General features: G+C 62.5%; 15 protein-coding genes. 7 read left to right on the top strand and 8 right to left on the bottom strand.

The annotated features are described in order from the left end of the window. The first annotated feature begins 11 nt into the window (after window positions 1-11). Entirely contained in the window at window positions 12-899 is an 888-nt protein-coding gene (uraD, locus tag AB7828_RS12570; RefSeq protein ID WP_089265269.1) for a 2-oxo-4-hydroxy-4-carboxy-5-ureidoimidazoline decarboxylase, read from the top strand. A 71-nt stretch (window positions 900-970) separates the two neighbouring features. After that, window positions 971-1744 (top strand): substrate-binding domain-containing protein, encoded by a 774-nt coding sequence (locus AB7828_RS12565; RefSeq protein ID WP_441230299.1) that lies wholly within the window; start codon window positions 971-973, stop codon window positions 1742-1744. A gap of 179 nt (window positions 1745-1923) precedes the next feature. Here AB7828_RS12565 and AB7828_RS12560 read toward each other — a convergent pair whose 3' ends face one another. After that, entirely contained in the window at window positions 1924-3318 is a 1395-nt protein-coding gene (locus AB7828_RS12560; protein WP_441230298.1) for a nucleobase:cation symporter-2 family protein, read from the bottom strand. Window positions 3319-3518: 200 nt separating this feature from the next. Between AB7828_RS12560 and pucL the strand changes: the two genes are divergently transcribed. Beyond that, entirely contained in the window at window positions 3519-4358 is an 840-nt protein-coding gene (pucL, locus tag AB7828_RS12555) for a factor-independent urate hydroxylase (protein ID WP_175366623.1), read from the top strand. Between the two features lie 283 nt (window positions 4359-4641). Here pucL and AB7828_RS12550 read toward each other — a convergent pair whose 3' ends face one another. Next, complete coding sequence (locus AB7828_RS12550) at window positions 4642-7251, bottom strand: molybdopterin-dependent oxidoreductase (protein ID WP_441230297.1); 2610 nt, start codon at window positions 7249-7251, stop codon at window positions 4642-4644. Continuing rightward, complete coding sequence (locus AB7828_RS12545) at window positions 7248-8069, bottom strand: FAD binding domain-containing protein (RefSeq protein ID WP_441230296.1); 822 nt, start codon at window positions 8067-8069, stop codon at window positions 7248-7250. The genes AB7828_RS12550 and AB7828_RS12545 overlap by 4 nt, the downstream gene beginning before the upstream one ends. 157 nt (window positions 8070-8226) lie before the next feature. Here AB7828_RS12545 and AB7828_RS12540 point away from each other — a divergent pair, with 157 nt between their 5' ends. Next, window positions 8227-9576, top strand: a complete 1350-nt coding sequence (locus tag AB7828_RS12540) for an 8-oxoguanine deaminase (protein WP_441230295.1) — start codon at window positions 8227-8229, stop codon at window positions 9574-9576. A gap of 200 nt (window positions 9577-9776) precedes the next feature. Here the strand turns inward: AB7828_RS12540 and AB7828_RS12535 are convergent, their stop codons facing one another. Genes AB7828_RS12535 through AB7828_RS12520 form a run of 4 tightly spaced genes read right to left on the bottom strand, consistent with a single transcriptional unit; the run spans window position 9777 to window position 14444 of the window. After that, a complete protein-coding gene (locus AB7828_RS12535; protein ID WP_093756681.1) occupies window positions 9777-10856 on the bottom strand; it encodes a BMP family ABC transporter substrate-binding protein in 1080 nt (359 codons plus the stop codon). 40 nt (window positions 10857-10896) lie between these two features. Continuing rightward, window positions 10897-11814, bottom strand: a complete 918-nt coding sequence (locus tag AB7828_RS12530) for an ABC transporter permease (protein WP_439064544.1) — start codon at window positions 11812-11814, stop codon at window positions 10897-10899. After that, the gene (locus tag AB7828_RS12525) at window positions 11801-12892 is read right to left on the bottom strand and encodes an ABC transporter permease (protein WP_120291479.1); all 1092 of its coding nucleotides are present in this window, start codon (window positions 12890-12892) and stop codon (window positions 11801-11803) included. Before AB7828_RS12525 ends, AB7828_RS12530 begins: the two co-directional genes overlap by 14 nt. Then, a complete protein-coding gene (locus AB7828_RS12520) occupies window positions 12876-14444 on the bottom strand; it encodes an ABC transporter ATP-binding protein (RefSeq protein ID WP_441230294.1) in 1569 nt (522 codons plus the stop codon). The genes AB7828_RS12525 and AB7828_RS12520 overlap by 17 nt, the downstream gene beginning before the upstream one ends. Window positions 14445-15037: 593 nt before the next feature. Here AB7828_RS12520 and AB7828_RS12515 point away from each other — a divergent pair. Beyond that, window positions 15038-16084, top strand: coding sequence for a hypothetical protein (locus tag AB7828_RS12515; RefSeq protein WP_439072534.1), 1047 nt, complete (start codon window positions 15038-15040; stop codon window positions 16082-16084). A gap of 66 nt (window positions 16085-16150) precedes the next feature. Here AB7828_RS12515 and AB7828_RS12510 read toward each other — a convergent pair whose 3' ends face one another. Then, window positions 16151-16648: a nucleoside deaminase gene (locus tag AB7828_RS12510; protein ID WP_441230293.1), complete on the bottom strand. Its 498-nt coding sequence runs from the start codon at window positions 16646-16648 to the stop codon at window positions 16151-16153. A gap of 145 nt (window positions 16649-16793) precedes the next feature. Here AB7828_RS12510 and AB7828_RS12505 point away from each other — a divergent pair, with 145 nt between their 5' ends. Continuing rightward, window positions 16794-18062 (top strand): allantoate amidohydrolase, encoded by a 1269-nt coding sequence (locus tag AB7828_RS12505; RefSeq protein ID WP_441230292.1) that lies wholly within the window; start codon window positions 16794-16796, stop codon window positions 18060-18062. A 4-nt stretch (window positions 18063-18066) separates the two neighbouring features. Then, on the top strand, window positions 18067-18942 hold the full coding sequence (locus AB7828_RS12500) for a dihydrodipicolinate synthase family protein (RefSeq protein ID WP_441230291.1): 876 nt from the start codon (window positions 18067-18069) through the stop codon (window positions 18940-18942). Window positions 18943-18962: the final 20 nt, after the last annotated feature.

Below are 18962 nucleotides of genomic sequence, written 5' to 3'. Positions count from 1 at the left end.
TAGACCCTGTCATGACAGAGAAGACGCTCGACGAACTCAACGCCTGCAGCAAAGCGGATTTCGTCGCAGCGCTGGCGAATATCTTCGAATATTCGCCGTGGATTGCGGAGAAGGCCGCGGACAGCCGGCCTTTTGCGGGCGTGAAGCAGTTGTTCGCCGCGATGCGTGGGGTGGTCGAGGAGGCAGCTGCAGGCCAGCGGCTGGCGCTGATCAAGGCGCATCCGGACCTTGCCGATAAAACGCAACGCGGCGATCTCCTGACGGCGGAATCCAATGCCGAGCAGAACAGCGTCGGGCTCGACCGGCTCTCGGAAGCCGAATACGCCGCCTTCGATCGCGTCAACAATGCCTATCGTGCGAAGTTCGGCTTCCCCTATATCGTCTGCGTTCGCCGCCACACCAAGGATTCCATCCTGGCGGATTTCGAGAAGCGGTTGCCCAACGACCCGGCCGCCGAGGTCACCGCATCGGTCGCCGAAATCTGCAAGATCGCGGCATTGCGCACCGATCTGCTGGTCGACGGGCCGGATCGCCTGCAGGTGCATGGCCGGCTCTCGACCCATGTGCTGGATACCCATAGCGGCAGACCTGCGGCCGGGATTTCGGTCGAGCTTGTCGAATTGTCGAAGCTCGGCGTCAGCCGCGTGATTGCGCGCACGCTGACCAATCACGATGGCCGCACCGATGTGCCGCTGATCGGCGGCCGCCCGGTGCCGATCGGGCGTTATGAACTGACCTTCAAGGTCGGTAGCTATTTTGCGGAGCGTGGCGTGCCGATGTCCGATCCGCCGTTCCTCGACGAGATCCCGCTGCGCTTTTCGGTCTATGAACCCGAAGGCCATCTCCACGTGCCGCTGCTGGTGACGCCGTGGAGCTATGGGACGTATCGGGGGAGCTGAGAAAGTCGACCCATCCTACATTCGACCCAAACAGGTCGTCTCATAACAAAACAAAAATCAGGGAGAACGTCATGCGTGGCATCAATCGCCTGCTGCTGGTCGCGGCATTCACATCCATCGCCACGGCCAGCGCCTTCGCCTCCGAAGTCCATGTGATGATCTCCGGCGGCTTCACGGCAGCCTACAAGGAACTGGTGCCGCAATTCGAGAAGGCAACAGGCAACACGGTCGTCACGGCCTATGGGCCGTCGATGGGGGAGACGCCGCAGGCGATCCCGATGCGGCTGGCGCGGGGCGAGCCGGCCGATGTGCTGATCATGGTGGGCTATGCGCTGGGCGATCTCGTCAGCAAGGGCAAGGTGATCGCCGACAGCCGCGTCGATCTCGCGGATTCGCCCATTGGCGTTGCCGTGAAGGAGGGCGCGCCGAAGCCGGACCTGTCCTCGGCGGATACGCTGAAGGTCGCGCTGCTCAAGACCAGAACCGTGGCCTATTCGGACAGCGCCAGCGGTGTGTATGTCAGCAAGGAGATGTTCGAGAAGCTCGGCATTGCCGACGCCATGAAGGACAAGGCGCGCAAGATCCCGGCGACGCCGGTCGGCGAGATCGTTGCGAGGGGCGAGGCCGAGATCGGCTTTCAGCAGATCAGCGAGTTGAAGCCGGTCAAGGGCATCGACATTGTCGGCCCGCTGCCGGCGGAGCTGCAGAAGATCACCGTGTTCTCGGCGGGGCTTGCGAGCAATGCGCCGCAGCCCGATGCCGGCAAGGCGCTGATCGCGTTTCTGTCCTCGAAGCAGGCCGCGCCGGTGATCGTGGCCAGCGGGCTTGAGCCGAAGGTGAAGTGAGGCGGCTGTTTGCCTTCTCCCCGCTTGCGGGGAGAAGGTGGCGTCGCGAAGCGACGACGGATGAGGGGGACTCTCCACGAGCCGTGGCGTTCGCGGAGAGTCCCCCTCACCCGACGCCCACATGCTTCGCATGCGGACGTCGACCTCTCCCCGCAAGCGGGGAGAGGTTAAGAGGCAAACTAATGCGTCGCCGCCGCGGCAACACCAGCCGCTTCCGCCTTTGCGGTCTCGGCACTGCTCACGCCATTGAAGAACGCGTTCAGGACTACGGCCACCAGCGCGCAAAGCAGGATGCCCGACTCCAGCAGTGGGTGCAGGTCATGCGGCAGTGCCTTGAAGAAATTCGGCGACACCAGCGGGATCATGCCGAAGCCGACGGAGATGGCGACCACGAACAGGTTGCGCTGGTTGGTCTTGAAGTCCACCGCGGTGAGGATGCGCGCGCCGGTCGCGGCGACCATGCCGAACATCACGAGGCCGGCGCCGCCGAGCACCACCTGCGGCACGGATTCCACCAAAGCGGCCATCTTCGGCAGCAGGCCGAGCACCAGCATGATGCCGCCGCCGGCAATGGTGACCCAGCGCGAGCGCACGCCGGTGACGCCGACAAGGCCGACATTCTGCGAGAACGAGGTATAGGGGAAGGTGTTGAAGATGCCGCCGAGGAAGGTGCCGACGCCATCGGCGCGCAGGCCCTTGGTCAGCGCGTCCCTGTCGACCTTCTTGTCGGTCATCTCGCCGAGAGCCAGGAACATGCCGAGCGACTCGATCATCACCACGATCATCACGATGCACATGGTGACGACCGGCACGAGATGGAATTGCGGCATGCCGAAATGGAACGGCAGCACGATATCGACCCAGCCGGCAGTGCCGACCTTGTCGAAATGCATCACGCCGAGCACGCTGGCAAGGATCGCGCCCGCGATGATGCCGAGCAGCACCGAGACGTTGGACAGAAAGCCGGTGCCCCATTTGATCAAAGCAAGGATCACGACCAGCACGAACAGCGCGATGCCGAGCCCCTGCAACTGGCCGTAAGCCGGATTGGGGAACGTGTGCGGAACGCCATCGATCATCTTTGTGAACATGGGTAGTCCGCCACCAGCCCAGTTGATACCAACGCGCATCAGGGAGATGCCGATCACCATGATGATGGTGCCGGTGACCACCGGTGGAAACAGCGGCAGCAGCCGGCTGATGAAAGGCGCGACAATGATGCCGAAGATTCCGGCAGCGATGACCGAGCCATAGATGCCGAGCAGGCCGATCTCCGGGGCGGTGGCCATCGACAGCATCGGGCCGACCGAGGCGAAAGTGACGCCCATCATGACAGGCAGGCGGATGCCGACGCCGGGAAAGCCGATACACTGGACCAGCGTGGCCAGGCCGCAGGCGAACAGGTCGGCGGAGATCAGGAAGGCGACGTCCTGCGGCGGCAGCTTCAGGGCGCGGCCGATAATGAGCGGCACCGCGACCGCGCCGGCATACATCACCAGCACATGCTGCAGGCCCAGCGCGAGCAGGCGCGGGGTCGGGAGGACCTCGTCGACGGGATGGACGCTCTCTGTCATTGATCTAGCCCCTTGCTTAGGTGATGAAATATCGTGGCATTATGATCGTCAGATACAAGCCTCGTGCCAGACGCCGCTGAAAGCCATTTCGAGGTTGATGAGTGGCCGGTGGCACGAAGGTTGCTCGAAAGTGAGCATTGCTGAATATATTGCCCGGCGACCGAGGTTCTCTGGTCGCCAACACAGACCGGAGGTCGCGCGTGTCGCTCATCAAGAACAGATATGGAAAAGGCCGTGTCCGCATCATGCGGATCCATCGCGACGGCGACAAGCAGGATGTCAGCCAGCTCAGCATCAAGGCGATGCTGGAAGGCGATTTCGGCCGCGCCTATACCGAGGCCGACAACTCCACCTCGACCTCCACGGACACGATCAAGAACATCGTCAATGTGGTGGCGCGCGAGAATACTGCACTGTCGACCGAGGAGTTCTGCCAGGTATTGGCGAAACGCTATCTCGACCTGTATCCGCAGGCGAGTTCCGTCAGCATCACTGCGCATGAGACCAAGTGGGCGCGCCTTGCCGTCGATGGCGAGTTGCATCCGCATTCGTTCCTGCTCGACAGCAACGGCAAGCCCACTGTCGAGATTGTCGCGACGCGCGATGGCATGACCATGAGCTCGGGCCTCGACGGCTTCACCTTCATGAAGTCGACGCAATCCGGCTGGGAGAATTACTACACCGACAAATATTCGACGATCCAGCCGACCAGCGACCGTATCTGCGCGACATCGATGGTCGCGTCGTGGAAGTGGTCCGGCAAGCCCACCAGCTATCCGGCGACCAACAAGACAATTCTGGACACGCTGCTGAAGGAATTTGCGACGACCTACAGTCCGAGCGTGCAGAACAGTCTGTATCGTATGGGCGAGAAGGTGCTGGCTGCTGTGCCGGAGATTTCCGAGATCAGCATGGCCTGTCCCAACATCCACTACATCCTGATGAATCTCTCGGCCTTTGGTCTCGATAACAACAACGACGTGTTCCTGCCGACGGACGAGCCACACGGGCAGATCGAATGCACGGTGGGGCGGGGGTAGTTCGCGGCGAAGACAAGAGCGCCGTTCTTAACCTCTCCCCGCCCTTTGCGGGGAGAGGTCGGATCGCCCTTGCGATCCGGGTGAGGGGCAAGGCGCGATGCTGCGGCAAACTCACGCTAGCGGATCGGATAACATTCAATTCGGCTATTGGAGGTTGATGCAGCCGATCGACCTCAGAGGTTGTCGGCAGGTTTAGCCGTATGCCCGGCCCCTCACCCGCCGCGAAGACGCGGCGACCTCTCCCCGCGCAGAGCGGGGAGAGGTTAAGATCGGCGTTTTGCTCTCATGCCTTCCCAAACTTCTTCTGCAACTCCGGAAAAATCCGATCCGGTTTGAACGGCACCTGCGTAAACCGGATGCCCGTGGCGTCGAACAGCGCGTTGCCCATGGCGGCCGCAACGGGATTGTAGGGGCTTTCGCTCATCGACTTCGCACCCAATGGCCCGATCGCATCATAGGTGTCGGCGAAATACACGTCAGTGCGCGGCAGATCGGCGAAGGATGGCAGATGATAGTCGCGGAATTTCGGATTGACGACGCGGCCGCGGTCGTTGATCACCATCTCTTCATAGAGCGTCGCCCCCAGCGATTGCGCGACGCCGCCTGCGATCTGGCCGCGGAGCTGCATCGGATTGGCGACGGCGCCAGCGTCCGCAGCCTGCACGCTCTTGAGAACCTTGATCGCACCGGTCCCCTTGTTCACCGCGACGCGAAATCCCTGGACGTTGAAGGCGACCGAACGCGGGGTGCCGCCCGAAGTGCCGGTGGCGCTGCGTGCATTGCTGTCTGCCTGCATCGCCGCCGCCAGCTTCTGCGCCGCGTCATGGGTGGCTTTGCCAGCGACGAATGTGCCGGCGCTGCCATAGGCGCCGGTGTCGTGGCCGCCGTTCCGCGTATCGGACTGGCGCAGATGAATCTGCTCGACAGTGCAGCCAAGTGTCGTGGCCGCGATCTGCCGATGCACCGTCGCGGTACCATTGCCGAATTCGGCGGTGCCGACCGTGAGATCGTAATCGCCGTCGTCACGTTTGGCGATAACGACTTCGGCGATGTGGCCCTGCGGCGGTACGGTGTCGATCATGGTGAGCGCGATGCCGTCGCCGATCAGCCAGTCGTCATCGAGATCGTGCTTCGTCTTCACCTGCATCGCCTGTTCGACCAGATCGAGGCACTGGTCGAGGCCGTAGCTGCCGATTGTCACGTCGTCATAATGCGTGCCGGCTGGCGATACCATCGCATCACCGGGCTTGATTGCGTTGCGGCGGCGGAAGTCATACGGGCTGATACCGAGCTGCGCGGCGAGATCGTCGATGGCAGCTTCCACGGCGAACAGCGTCTGCGGCAGGCCATAGCCCCGAAAGGCGCCCGCAGGCACCGTGTTAGTATAGGCGACGACCGCATCGACCTTCTTGTTGGCACAGTTATAGACGCCGAGCGATTCACCGCAGGCGTGAAACAGCACTGGACCCGCATGATTGCCATAGGCGCCGGTGTTGGACAGCACGTCAAGCTGCAGCGCGGTGAGCTTGCCGTGCTTGTCGGCGCCGGCATTGACCGTGACGCGCATCGGATGCCGCGTCGATGTGGCGATGAATTGCTCCTCGCGGGTCAGTTCCCATTTCACCGGGCGGCCGGTCTTGAGCGCGGCTAGCGCGAGAATGTCCTCGACGAACATTTCCTGCTTGCCACCGAAGCCGCCGCCGACGCGTTCGCAGAACACGCGGACCTTGTCGGAGGGGAGGCCATAGAGCTGCGCAAGTGCACGCCGCGTCAGGAACGGCGTCTGCGTGCTGGAGCGTACGTTCAACACGCCGTCTGCATCCAGCCAGGCCATGCCGCCATGGGTCTCGAGATGGCCGTGCTGCACGCGTTGCGTGGTGAAGGTGCCCTCATAGGTGACGGCCGACGACGCCAGCGCTGCCGCGACATCGCCGAATTCGCCGTGTGTTTCGGCGATGACGTTGCGTGCCGCATCGCTGACGCGATGGATCGGCGTCTTGTCGGGATGAATGACCGGCGCGCCCGGCGCGATGGCGGCAGCGGGATCGAACACCGCGGGCAGGATGTCATAGACAATGTCGATGCGGCGGCAGGCTTCCTCCGCGATCGCTTCGCTGTCCGCAACCACGGCGGCGACTTTCTGGCCGATGAAACGCACGGTGTCGTCGAGGATCCGTGTATCCTCGGGATCCATTGCATCGATCTCGTGGCGCGCCGTTGAGAACAATGTGGCTGGCGCATCCGCATGGGTCAGCACCGCATGCACGCCCGGCATCGCCTGCGCGGCTGACGTATCGATCGACACGATGCGGGCATGCGGATGCGGCGAGCGCAGCATCTTGATATGCAGCAGGCCGTCCATGGCGACGTCAAATGTGTAGCGCGCCTTGCCCGTCACCACCTGGGGACCAGCGGGCGCGGGCAGGCTGCGGCCGAAGGCGGTGCCGGGCTCGGCGTCTTGCACATTGGACTTGCCGTCGAGTGCGTCCTCGATCGTGCGATAACCTGTGCAGCGACACAGATTGCCCTTCAATGATGCTCCGAGATCGGCGCGCTGTGCCTGATTGAGCGACGCGCAGGTCACGATCATGCCGGATGTGCAGAAGCCGCACTGGAATCCCTGTGCGTCCAGGAACGCCTGCTGCATCGGATGGATGCCGCCTTTGGACGCGAGACCTTCGATCGTGGTGACCGCATGGCCTTCGGCGCGGAATGCCGGAATGACGCAGCTATGCACCGGCTCGCCGTCGAGCAACACGGTGCAGGCACCGCAGTCGCCGGCATCGCAGCCCTTTTTGACGCCGAAATGGCCGAGCTGACGCAGGAAGGTACGAAGGCATTGGCCGGCTTGCGGCTGCTGCGAAAAGCTGTGGCCATTGACCTCGAAACTCATGGCCTGAAGCCCCGCAGCTCGGTACGGATGTCTTCCGCGAGCCGCAGCGTCATCTGCTTGCGCCAGGCCGGCTTGCCGTGAACATCATCGTGATAGAGGTTGTCCGGAACCCGATCGAGGATCGCTTCTTCGAGCGTGGCGGCATCGGGAAGTGTTGGGAGCGCGATACGGACAGGCCGCTTCGTCGATGCCGTGATCGTCAGCCGCCAGCCATCCTCATCAAGACTTCCTATCAACAGCGCAGCAGATCGCCCGACCGGCGTCAGCGAGATCTGCCTGAATGCAGAGCGTCGTTTGAAGGCTGCAAGCGGAATGGCAATGCTGCGCAGGAGATCACCCGGCATCAGCACATTGCTTTGATCGCCGGTGACGAAGTCCACCACGTCGATCGTGTCTACGCTGCCATCCGCCTTCCAGATCGTGCAGCGGCCATTGAGCGCTGCGGTGAGCGCGATCATCGGGCCGGCGGGCAGCGACATGCAGAGATTGCCGCCGACCGTTGCAGTCTTCCAGATCTTGAAAGAAGCGAGGAAGGCGCGGCAACATTGATTAATCAGGGGCGATGCGATCCAGTCAGGAGGGCAGGGCAGCGCGTCGAGCTGCGCCACGGTGCAGGTCGCGGCGATCTGCAATTCGCTGTCGGTGACGGTGAGGGCCGGCCATTTGAGATCGGTGAGATCGATCAGCCGCGTCAGGTGGGTCTGTGGTTCGGAGAAAAGCCAGGTGCCCCCGGCGAGCCATGCATCCCCGGCAGTCCATGTCGGTAGCTGTTCCCGCGTCGTGGGGCGGGCAACGGACGTGACCGTATTCAAATCCATAGGGCGGTTATGCTTTCACTCGGCAATGACCCCTTGAAGTATCATTGTGAACCTTGCAAGACCGACGCCAAGTCGCCGACAATTGCAGAACAAATTGAAGTATTCGTGGCTGGTCCCTGAATTGCAAGGTCGGGTCCATGACCGAAGGAGATGAGCCATGACAGAAACGCAGGCCACATGGATCAAGGATCCGCTCGGCATTTTCGCCGAAGGGGCCGAGCGCGGCATTGTCGTCAGGAATGGCCGGATTGTCGAACTGGTGCCGGCCGGCGGCCAGCCGGCCACGGTGGATATCGCAACTTATGATGCCAGCACCCATGTGGTGCTGCCGGGGCTGATCAATACGCACCATCATTTCTACCAGACGCTCACGCGCGCCTTGCCAGCGGCGCTGGATCGCGAGCTGTTTCCCTGGCTGCAGGCGCTCTATCCGGTCTGGGCGCGGCTGACGCCCGAGAATCTCCATCTCGGCGTCAGCGTAGCGATGGCGGAATTGCTGCTGTCGGGCTGCACGACGACCACCGATCACCACTATGTGTTTCCGGCCGGCCTCGAACAGTCCGTCGATATCGAAGTGGCGGTGGCACAGCGGCTCGGCATGCGCGTGCTGCTGACGCGGGGATCGATGAACCGTTCGGTGAAGGATGGCGGATTGCCGCCGGACAGCGTGGTGCAGGACGAGGATACGATCCTGGCCGACAGCGAACGGGTGGTGGCGGCATTCCATCAGCGCGGCGAGGACGCCATGGTGCAGATCGCGCTGGCGCCGTGCTCGCCGTTCTCGGTGACGACCTCGCTGATGGCAAGCACGGCCGCGCTTGCGGACAAGCTCGATGTCCGCCTGCATACGCATCTCGGCGAGACTGAGGACGAAAACCGCTATTGCGAGGAGATCTATGGCTGTCGTCCGCTGGATTATCTGGAGCAGACCGGCTGGCTGAGCAAACGCACATGGCTGGCGCATGGCATCCACTTCAACGCGGGCGAAATGCTGCGGCTCGGCAAGGCCGGGACCACCATCAGTCACTGCTCGTGCAGCAATCAGCTATTGGCCTCCGGCTGCTGTCCGGTCTGCGAGATGGAAGACGCGGGTGTCGGTATCGGCCTCGGCGTCGACGGCTCCGCGTCGAATGATGGATCGAATTTGATACAGGAAGTGCGCGCGGCATTTCTGTTGCAGCGGGCGCGTTACGGCGTCGGACGCGTCAGCCACAAGGATGCACTGCGCTGGGCGACCAAGGGCTCGGCGGCGTGCGTGGGGCGGCCGGAGCTTGGCGAGATCGCTGTGGGGAAGATGGCGGATCTGGCGCTGTTCAAGCTCGACGAGCTGCGCTTCTCCGGCCATGGCGATCCCCTGGCGGCGCTGGTGCTGTGCGGTGCGCATCGTGCGGACCGCGTGATGGTGGGCGGCGCGTGGCGCGTGATCGACGGCGCCATTCCGGGGCTGGATGTCGCCGATCTGATCCGGCGGCATAGCGCTGCGGCGAAGAAGATGCAGGCGGGGTAGTTCTTACTTTCTTCCCCTCTCCCCCAGCGAAGCGTCGCGCAGCGGGAGAGGGTGCCTGAGCGAAGCGAAGGCGGGAGAGGGGAAGCGACGGAGCTCTGACGCTACCCCTCTCCCGTCTCGAACCCGCTTCGCGTGTTCGATCCACCCTCCCCCACAAGGGGGGAGGGGACAACGGCGTTCATTGTGCGGCTATTCGCCCGTTACTTCCCCGGAATCTTGTCGTCGATGCCCTTCACATAGAAGTTCATGCCGAGCACCTGGCCGGGGTCCAGCGCGTCGCCGCCCTTGCATTCCACTTCCTTGCCGTCCTGTCCCATGATCGGGCATTTGAACGGCTTCAGCGTGCCAGCGATGATGGCGGCTTCGGTGTCCATCGCCATCTTCTTCACGTCATCCGGCATGTTGGTATAGGGCGCCATCACGACCATCTTCTCTTTCAGGCCGGCCCAGGTGTCTTCCGACTTCCAGGTGCCGTCGAGGGCCGCCTTGACGCGCTCGACGTAATACGGGCCCCAGTTGTTGGTGACCGCAGTGAGCTGCGTCTTCGGACCGAACTTGATCATGTCGGAGTCCTGGCCGAAGGCGAGCGCGCCGCGCTCGGAGGCGACCTGCATCGCGGCCGGCGAATCCGTGTGCTGCATGATCACGTCGGCGCCCTGATCGAGCAGCGCCTTGGCGGCGTCGGCTTCCTTGCCGGGATCGAACCAGGTATTGACCCAGATGATCTTGATCTTGATATCCGGATTGATCTTCTGCGCGGCCAGCATGGTGGCATTGATGCCGGAGATCACTTCCGGGATCGGGAACGAGCCGATATAGCCGAGCACGCCCTTCTTCGACATCTTGGCGGCGATCAGGCCCTGGATGTAGCGGCCTTCAAAGAACCGGCCGGAATAGCTCGACATGTTCTTGTCGCGCTTGAAGCCGGTGGCGTGTTCGAACATCACCTTGGGATTGCGCTTGGCGACCTTCAGCGTCGGATCCATATAGCCGAACGACGTGGTGAAGATGAGCTGGTTGCCGGCGCGCGCGAGCTGTTCGATGGAGCGCTCGGAGTCCGGACCCTCACTGACATTTTCGAGATAGGTGGTCTCGATCTTGTCGCCGAATTCCTTGACGAGCATCTGGCGGCCAACTTCGTGCTGATAGGTCCAGCCGAAATCTCCGACCGGGCCGATATAGACGAAGCCGACTTTCAGCTTGTCGGCGGCGACGGCTGCACCCAATCCGAGGCCGGTGGCCAGCAGTAGGGCGGCGGCTGCAAGTGCTTTCCTGTTCATACGCGTCTCCTGTTTGCGAGATAGTCTTGCGAGAATGTCTTTAGCGGTCGGGCACGAATACCGTGCCCAATGCGGCCGGCGCCGTGGAGCCGCCGCTGCGGGTGCGCGAGATCAGCACCAGCACGACGACGGTTGCGAGATAGGGCAGTGCGGACATCAGTTGCGAGGGCACGCCGACGCCCCAGCCCTGCGCATGCAGTTGCAAGATCGAGACCGCGCCAAACAGATAGGCGCCAATTACGAGGCGCCCCGGCAGCCATGAGGCGAATACCACCAGCGCCAGCGCGATCCAGCCGCGGCCGGCGGTCATGCCGGGGACGAAGAACGGCGTATAGGCCAGCGGCAGATAGGCGCCGGCCAGACCCGCGCAGCCGCCGCCGAACATCACGGCGAGGGTGCGTATCTTCAGCACGGGATAGCCGAGCGCGTGCGCCGAGACGTGATTGTCGCCGATGGCGCGGAGGACCAGCCCCGCCCGGGTGCGATAGAGGAACCAGGACATGCCGATGATCAGCGCGAGCGAGACATAGACGAAGGCGTCTTCGCCGAACAGGATCTTGCCGACAAAGGGGAGCGTGGTCAGGCCGGGAATGTACAGCCGCGGCGCAGTGGCGATACGCTCACCGACGAAGCCGGCGCCGATCAGGCCGGAGACGCCGATGCCCAGGATTGTGAGCGCGAGACCCGTGGCGACCTGATTGACGGCGAGGCCGAGCGTCATCAGTGCAAACACCAGCGATAGCGCGACGCCCGCGAGAATTCCGCACAGCGCGCCGATGAACGTCGAGCCGGTGGCCCAGGCGCCAGCAAAGCCGCAGGCTGCGCCGACGATCATCATGCCTTCGACGCCGAGATTGAGCACACCGGCGCGCTCCACCAGTAGCTCGCCGGAGGCGGCGAGCAGCAGCGGTGTCGACGCCGCGAGTACGGCAAGGATGATGGCTTCAAGCAGCTCCATCGGCGACCTTTCGCTGCGGCATGATGAGCTTGATCCGGTACAGGATCAGGCTGTCGCAGGCGAGCACATAGAACAGCAGGATGCCCTGAAACACCTTGGTGATATCGAGTGGGATCTTCATGGCGATCTGCGCTTGCTCCCCGCCGATAAATGTCAGCGCCAGGAAAAGCCCTGCAATTAGTATTCCAACCGGGTTGAGCCGTCCGAGAAATGCAACGATGATCGCGGTGAAGCCATAGCCGGGCGAGATGCCGGGCTGCAGATGACCGACGGGGCCGGCGACCTCGATGATCCCCGCAAGGCCGGCCAGCGCGCCGGATATCGCGAAAGTCAGCAGCACCAGCTGGTTCGACGAGAAGCCGCCGAAGCGCGCCGCCCGCGGTGCCGCGCCAACCACGCGAATTTCAAAGCCCTTGATGGTGCGGCCGAGCAGGACAGCAGCGGCAACAACGATCACCAGCGCGATGACCGCGCCGAGATGCAGCCGCCCACCCTCGAACAGCAGGGGCACGGTGGCGACCGGATCGAATTCGGCCGTGGTCGGGAAGTTGAACCCTTTGGGATCGCGCCACGGGCCGCGGACGAGATAGTCGAGCAGCAGGTCGGCCACATAGACCAGCATCAGGCTGACCAGAATTTCACTGGCGCCGAAGCGCACCTTGCAGAAGGCCGGGATCAACGCATAGAGCGCGCCCGCGATGGCACCGAGTAGCAGCATCGCCGGCAAGACCCAGACGCCGGCATCGGTGCCGTTGGTCTTCACCGCAAGCCAACTGCCCGCCACGGCACCGACGAGGAACTGTCCCTCCGCGCCGATGTTCCAGACATTGGCGAGATAACAGAGCGAGAGGCCGATGGCGATCATCACCAGCGGCGCCGCCTTCACCGCGAGCTCCTGCAGCGAATAGGCGTCGGTCAGCGGCGTGATGAAATAGACGTTGAGCGCGGCGATCGGATTCTTGCCGATGATCACGAACAGGATGCTCATGGTCACGATGGTGAGCCCGATGGCGATAACGGGCGATACCAGCGCGATGATGGTCGATCGCTCCGCGCGCTTCTCAAGCACCAACTGCATCGGGCACGTCCTTTGGCGTGAGTGCGCTGCCGCCCATCAACAAGCCCAGCGTTTCCCTGTCGGCATCCGCCGTCATTAACGGCTCGGACAGATGGCCGTGGAACATCACAGCGATGCGATCGGCAATGTCAGCGAGTTCGTCAAGGTCCTGGCTGGTGACGAGGATGGCAGCGCCTGCAGCGGCAAGATCGAGCAGCGCCTGACGAATGACGGCGGCAGCGCCGGCATCGACGCCCCATGTCGGCTGGCTGACCACGAGCACGATGGGATTGCGCAGGATCTCGCGGCCGACGATGAATTTCTGCAGGTTGCCGCCGGAGAGGCTGGCGGCTTCCGGATCGCGTTTGGCCTTGCGGACGTCGAAACTCGCAGTGGCGCGATCGACAGTCGCGAGCGTCGCCGCCGTATTGATGAAACCGTTGTGCACCATGCCTGACGCAGCATGGCCGGTGAGCAGCGCGTTCTCCGACAGGCGCATGCGCGGCGCGGTGCCGTGGCCGAGTCGTTCCTCGGGCACAAAGGCCGCGCCAAGCTTGCGGCGCGCGGTAATCGACAGATGTCCGGCGGCGTGGCCGTCGATGACAATGGTGCCGGGATCTTTGGCGAGACGCTCGCCGGAGAGCGCCGCGAAGAACTCGTCCTGGCCGTTGCCAGCGACGCCAGCGATGCCCAGGATCTCGCCGCCCTTCAGCTCCAGCGAAATGTTTTTCAGATGCACGCCATGTGGTTCGTCGGGCGCGAGGCTGAGATCGTTGACCACGAGCCGCGGCACGGTGGTTTGCCGATTGGCGGCGGCTTTCACCTGCTTGATCTCGGTGCCGACCATCATGCGCGCCAATGATGCGGCAGTTTCTTCGCGCGGCAGACAGGTCGAGATCTTCTTGCCGCCGCGCAGGATGGTGGCGGTGTCGCAGAGCCGCTTCACCTCGTCGAGCTTGTGGCTGATGTAAAGGATCGCGCGGCCTTCCGACTTCAGGCGCTCCAGCACGACGAAGAGCTGATCGGCCTCCTGCGGCGTCAGCACGGCGGTGGGCTCGTCGAGGATCAGGAATTTCGGATTCTGCATCAGCACGCGCACGATCTCGATGCGCTGACGTTCGCCGACCGAGAGCTGCCAGACCTCGCGCTTCGGATCGAGCGGCAAGCCATATTGCTGCGACACCTGTTCGAGCCGCGCCGACATCGCCTTGAAGGATTCCTTGCCGTCGAGACCGAGCGCGACGTTCTCGGCGACAGTGAGATTGTCGAACAGCGAGAAATGCTGGAACACCATGCCGATGCCGCGCGCGCGCGCATCATGCGGGCCGGCGAGCACCATCTTCTCGCCCTGCCAGAGCATCTCGCCTTCGCTCGGCTGGATCAGGCCGTAAATAGTTTTGACGAGTGTGGATTTGCCGGCGCCGTTCTCGCCGAGCAGCGCGTGAATTTCCTGCGGACGGATCGCGATGTCGATGGCGTCATTGGCAAGGAAACTGCCATAGCGCTTGGTCAGACCGATGGTCTGCAGAAGCATCGTCCCCGAACGCGCGTGTCCCGATCCCGAATCCAACATTCGCTACTCACGCGTGAAAAGGAGGTTTGCGGCAAGTGTGTGCCGGATTGGAATGCAGCGTAAATCTCGAATAAGCGCCAGCGTCTGCCTTATTTTTGGACTGGATCGCTTTCTTGGGCGATTCCTGTCGACGCAATCGCGTGAGGCTCGGGCTTTTCGTTGATTGAATGACGTTTATTCGACTTTCGCATTGTATACTTGGTCTGAAGTGTTGCAGTTCTGGTACACGTCCAACGAATTCGGGATCCGGATTTTCTCGTGTGTTGAGAAGTTGGGCAGTGATTTTCTTGCGGTGCAAACACGGAATCACGGCGTGAATTCATCATCGGAGCTTCGCTCGGAAACCTGCGACAGAACGTCGCAAAATACCAATCTTTACAGCCCCTAAGCGCGTGTCTTGCACGCGCTCGCATGGTGTCATTTCACCATCCCGAAAACAGGATGCTTCAAGCATAAAATACTGATTTCACTGGGCATCCCTGATGAAATCCGTGGCAACTATTGGAAAAAGTTGAGGCTTCTCACCCGGACTGATTGCAACAACTCTCTCGCGAGAGGCACGCAATCATTGTCAACAGGTGGGGGTAATTCCAATGGCCAATCGTTTCCGCGCAATCGCAGCCGCGACGTTGCTGTCGCTAACAGCCATGGTGCCGACAGGCTCGGCAAGCGCCGCCGACATGGCGGCCATGCCGGTCAAGGCAAAGCCGATCCCAGATCTTCCGTTCTTCCTGTTGATCGATAACCGCTTCACCTATGCCTATCAGTGGGGGGCGGTCGATCCCGGCGTCACCGCCAAGACCACCAAGCAGGTCTTCGCCTTCACCCACTTCGACGTGTGGACCTACGGCACCAACTTCTTCAACATCGGCCTCGAGAAGGCGGGCAAGAGCAGCCCGGCTAATCCGTGCGCCGATCCGCTGCGTCCGATCACGGGCTGCGAAGGCGCAACAGAAATCTACGGCCTGATCCGTAGCACGATCGGCTTCAACGAGGTCTTCAACACTAAGGCCTTCTCGATGGGGCCGCTGCGCAACGTGTCGTTCGTCATCGGTGCGGATGGCAGCACTGAAAATCGGTTCTTCTCCGCATCCAAGCGCGACGTCGTGACCGGTCTGCAATTCGCTTTCGACCTGCCTTACAAGGGCTTCTTCAACGTCAATCCGTTGTTCTACTACGAATTCGCCAATCGCAGCACGTTCACGCAGTGCGGCTATGCCGGCGCTCCCGGCCAGATTCCCGGCGTCTCCTGTAACATCGACGGCAACCGCCAGTTCAACCCGACCTGGGCCGTCGAACTCAACTACTACATGGATCTCGGCTTCCTGCCCCCGAGCATGGACTATTTCGCGATCAGCGGCCGCGCCGGCTTCTACGGGCCGAAAGGTTCGGAGAACGGCCAGATCATCGGCACGGCAACCAAGATGGAGATCAACGCCGAACCGATCCGTCTGACCTTCGACGCCAGCAAGGCGATCTGGGGACCGAAATACACTCACAATGTCGACGTGTGGGTGGCCTATCGGCTCTGGCGGAACAAGTTCGGCTTGGATGAGAATGCCAGCCTGCCGTGCACCACGTTTGCGCCGGGATCGTGCCGCGAGGACTCGCTCTATTCCGGCGTCACCGTCAAGTTCTGATCTGAGCTGACTTCAATACGAAAACGACGCTGCGTGAATCGCGGCGTCGTTTTCATGTCGACATGACTAGCCCTGTTGTGCCCAGAAATTTTCGTGTTGCGCGGCTGCCTCGTCTTCGAGCAGCGGTCCGACGACCTCGATGCTCTTCTGCCCGGCAGCAAAGACATTGCGGCAAGGCAGATCCAGTGTGGGATTTTCCGGGTGGTCGCCGGTGATCGCCTTGAGCCTTGCTTCGCCGAGCCCATAAACCAGCCGTCCAATGCCGACCCAGTAGATCGCGCCGGCGCACATGGCGCAGGGTTCTGCCGAGGAATACAGCGTGAAGGTCTTCAGCTCGGTCTCGTCATAGGCAATCGAGGCTTCGCTGCACAGCAGCCGCTCTGCATGGGCGGTGCCGTCATGGGACGGCATGAAGGCGTTACCGGCTTCCATCAGGACCTTGCCGTGCGCATCGACCAGGATCGCGCCGAACGGATGGTTGCCGCGCTCCACGGCTTTGCGTGCAGCGTCGAAAGAAAGCCTGAGAAGGGCCTCATCCCTACTCGACGAGTCTTGCTTTGGCATCAGGGGGCTCCTGTCGTCCGGGCATCAAAATCTGCTAGCTTCCCGCGAGGCCAAGCGCGGATTCGCTTTGGCCCGCTGGCCGCACTAATATTTACGACCTGGATCATTCAAGTCCCAGCCGGGCCTACGGCCTGAACAAAGAAGCATGATTGCGATGGAAGAGAAAGTCGTCGGAGCTTCCGGCCAATCGCTCGGCGGCGAGATCGTCGAACGCATCAACGCGCTGGCTGCTATTTCGGAAGCGCCGGACAACATCACGCGAATATTCCTTACACCGGAACATCGTGCGGCCGCCGAACTGATCATCGGCTGGATGCAGGCAGCCGGTATGCGGGCGCGCATCGATGCGATCGGCAATGTCTGCGGACGCTATGAAGGCGACCAGCCCGGTCTGCCGTGCCTGATGCTCGGCTCCCATTACGACACCGTGCGCGATGCAGGCCGCTGGGACGGACCGCTCGGGATCATCACGGCGATTTCCTGCGTCGGCGACCTCAACCGCCGTGGCCTTCGTTTGCCCTTCGCCATCGAGATCGCCGCCTTCGCTGACGAGGAGGGTGTGCGCTTTGCGTCGACGCTGCTCGGCAGCCGTGCGGTGGCCGGGACTTTTGTCGAGAGTGTGCTCGGCGGCCGCGACAAAGCGGGTATCTCGATGCGCGAGGCGATGATCACCTTCGGCCTCGATCCCGATCACGTCGGCGCCGCAGCGCGCGCGCCCGGCGAATTGCTCGCCTATCTCGAACTGCATATCGAGCAGGGGCCCGTGCTCGAAGCACAGAAGCTTCCGGTGGGTGTCGTGACTGCCATTTCGGGTGCGACGCGTCTCGCTGTCGAATTGCACGGCATGGCCGGTCATGCCGGCACGGTGCCGATGGCGATGCGACGCGATGCATTGGTGGGCGCTGCCGAATGTATCGTTGCGATCGAGGAGTTCTGCCAGTCGGACCGCGGCGGCCTTGTCGGCACCGTGGGTTATATCAATGCGATGCCGGGGGCGACCAATGTCATTCCCGGGCTGGTATCGTTCACCATGGATATCCGATCGCCGAAGGATTCCTATCGCAAGCTCGCCATCACCGACATGGTGCGCGAGATCGAGTCGATCGCCAAAGCGCGCAAGCTCGATCTGCAGATCAATATCACCCATGAGAATCGCACGGTGCCGTGTGCGCCCTGGCTGCAGAAGCAGTTCGCCGATGCAATTACTGCCGAGGGTTATCGCGCTTTCGAGCTGCCGAGCGGCGCCGGCCACGATGGCATGGCGATGACCGATATTGCCGATGTGGCGATGCTGTTCGTACGCTGTCGCGGCGGCATCAGCCACAATCCCGCCGAGCATGTGGACGATGCGGATGTCGAGGTCGGCGCGCGCGTGTTGCTGCGCGTGATCGAAAATTTCCAGCCGAAGGCCTGATGCGATGGCAGATTTTCACGGCGTATTTCCCTATCTGGTCTCGCCCGCCGACGATGAGGGGCGTATCCGCACCGATGTGCTGGGCCGCCTGTGCGGCGATCTCATCAGCGCGGGCGTGCATGGTCTGACGCCGCTCGGCTCGACCGGCGAATTCGCCTATCTCAATCGCGAGCAGCGCAGGACGGTGGTGCAGGCCACGATCGAGGCGGCAAGCGGGCGCGTGCCGGTGGTGGCGGGCGTGGCCTCGACCTCGACGGTCGATGCAGTGGCGCAGGCGAAATCGTATCAGAAGCTCGGTGCCAACGGCATCTTGGCCATTCTCGAAGCGTATTTTCCGCTCAAGGATGCGCAGATCGAATCCTACTTCCGTGCCATCGCGGATGCCGTCGATATTCCCGTGGTGATCTATACCAATCCGCAATTCCAGCGTTCGGATCTGACGCTCGATGTCGTGGCGCGGCTCGCCGAACATCCGCGCATCCAGTATATCAAGGATGCCTCCACCAATACCGGCCGGCTGTTGTCGATCATCAACCGCTGTGGCGACAGACTGAAAGTGTTTGCCGCCTCGGCGCATATTCCGTCAGCTGTCATGCTGATCGGTGGCGTCGGCTGGATGGCAGGCCCCGCCTGCGTCGTGCCGAAGCAGAGCGTCGAACTCTACAATCTCTGCAAGGCGCATCGCTGGGACGAGGCCATGGTCTTGCAGCGGCGGATGTGGCGTCTCAACGAGGCCTTTGCGCGCTATAATCTGGCGGCCTGCATCAAGACGGGCCTCGCGATCCAGGGCTACGAGGTCGGCGACCCCGTGGCGCCGCAGCCGGCTTTGACCGCCGACGAGCGCAAGGTGATCGAGGCCGTTTTGCAGGATGTCGGCTGATCGATGTCGTTGCCGCCAGA

Origin of the sequence: Tardiphaga sp. 215_C5_N2_1, assembly GCF_052076055.1 — a bacterium.
Taxonomy (GTDB): domain Bacteria; phylum Pseudomonadota; class Alphaproteobacteria; order Rhizobiales; family Xanthobacteraceae; genus Tardiphaga; species Tardiphaga robiniae.
The sequence above is the reverse complement of the archived record's forward strand: the minus strand, read 5'-3'. Positions and strand labels throughout refer to the sequence as shown.

Coding starts and splice junctions, on each gene's coding strand:
- uraD (WP_089265269.1), top strand. CDS start 12: ATGACAGAGAAGACGCTCGACGAACTCAACGCCTGCAGCAAAGCGGAT.
- AB7828_RS12565 (WP_441230299.1), top strand. CDS start 971: ATGCGTGGCATCAATCGCCTGCTGCTGGTCGCGGCATTCACATCCATC.
- AB7828_RS12560 (WP_441230298.1), bottom strand. CDS start 3,318: ATGACAGAGAGCGTCCATCCCGTCGACGAGGTCCTCCCGACCCCGCGC.
- AB7828_RS12550 (WP_441230297.1), bottom strand. CDS start 7,251: ATGAGTTTCGAGGTCAATGGCCACAGCTTTTCGCAGCAGCCGCAAGCC.
- AB7828_RS12545 (WP_441230296.1), bottom strand. CDS start 8,069: ATGGATTTGAATACGGTCACGTCCGTTGCCCGCCCCACGACGCGGGAA.
- AB7828_RS12540 (WP_441230295.1), top strand. CDS start 8,227: ATGACAGAAACGCAGGCCACATGGATCAAGGATCCGCTCGGCATTTTC.
- AB7828_RS12535 (WP_093756681.1), bottom strand. CDS start 10,856: ATGAACAGGAAAGCACTTGCAGCCGCCGCCCTACTGCTGGCCACCGGC.
- AB7828_RS12530 (WP_439064544.1), bottom strand. CDS start 11,814: ATGGAGCTGCTTGAAGCCATCATCCTTGCCGTACTCGCGGCGTCGACA.
- AB7828_RS12525 (WP_120291479.1), bottom strand. CDS start 12,892: ATGCAGTTGGTGCTTGAGAAGCGCGCGGAGCGATCGACCATCATCGCG.
- AB7828_RS12520 (WP_441230294.1), bottom strand. CDS start 14,444: ATGTTGGATTCGGGATCGGGACACGCGCGTTCGGGGACGATGCTTCTG.
- AB7828_RS12515 (WP_439072534.1), top strand. CDS start 15,038: ATGGCCAATCGTTTCCGCGCAATCGCAGCCGCGACGTTGCTGTCGCTA.
- AB7828_RS12510 (WP_441230293.1), bottom strand. CDS start 16,648: ATGCCAAAGCAAGACTCGTCGAGTAGGGATGAGGCCCTTCTCAGGCTT.
- AB7828_RS12505 (WP_441230292.1), top strand. CDS start 16,794: ATGATTGCGATGGAAGAGAAAGTCGTCGGAGCTTCCGGCCAATCGCTC.
- AB7828_RS12500 (WP_441230291.1), top strand. CDS start 18,067: ATGGCAGATTTTCACGGCGTATTTCCCTATCTGGTCTCGCCCGCCGAC.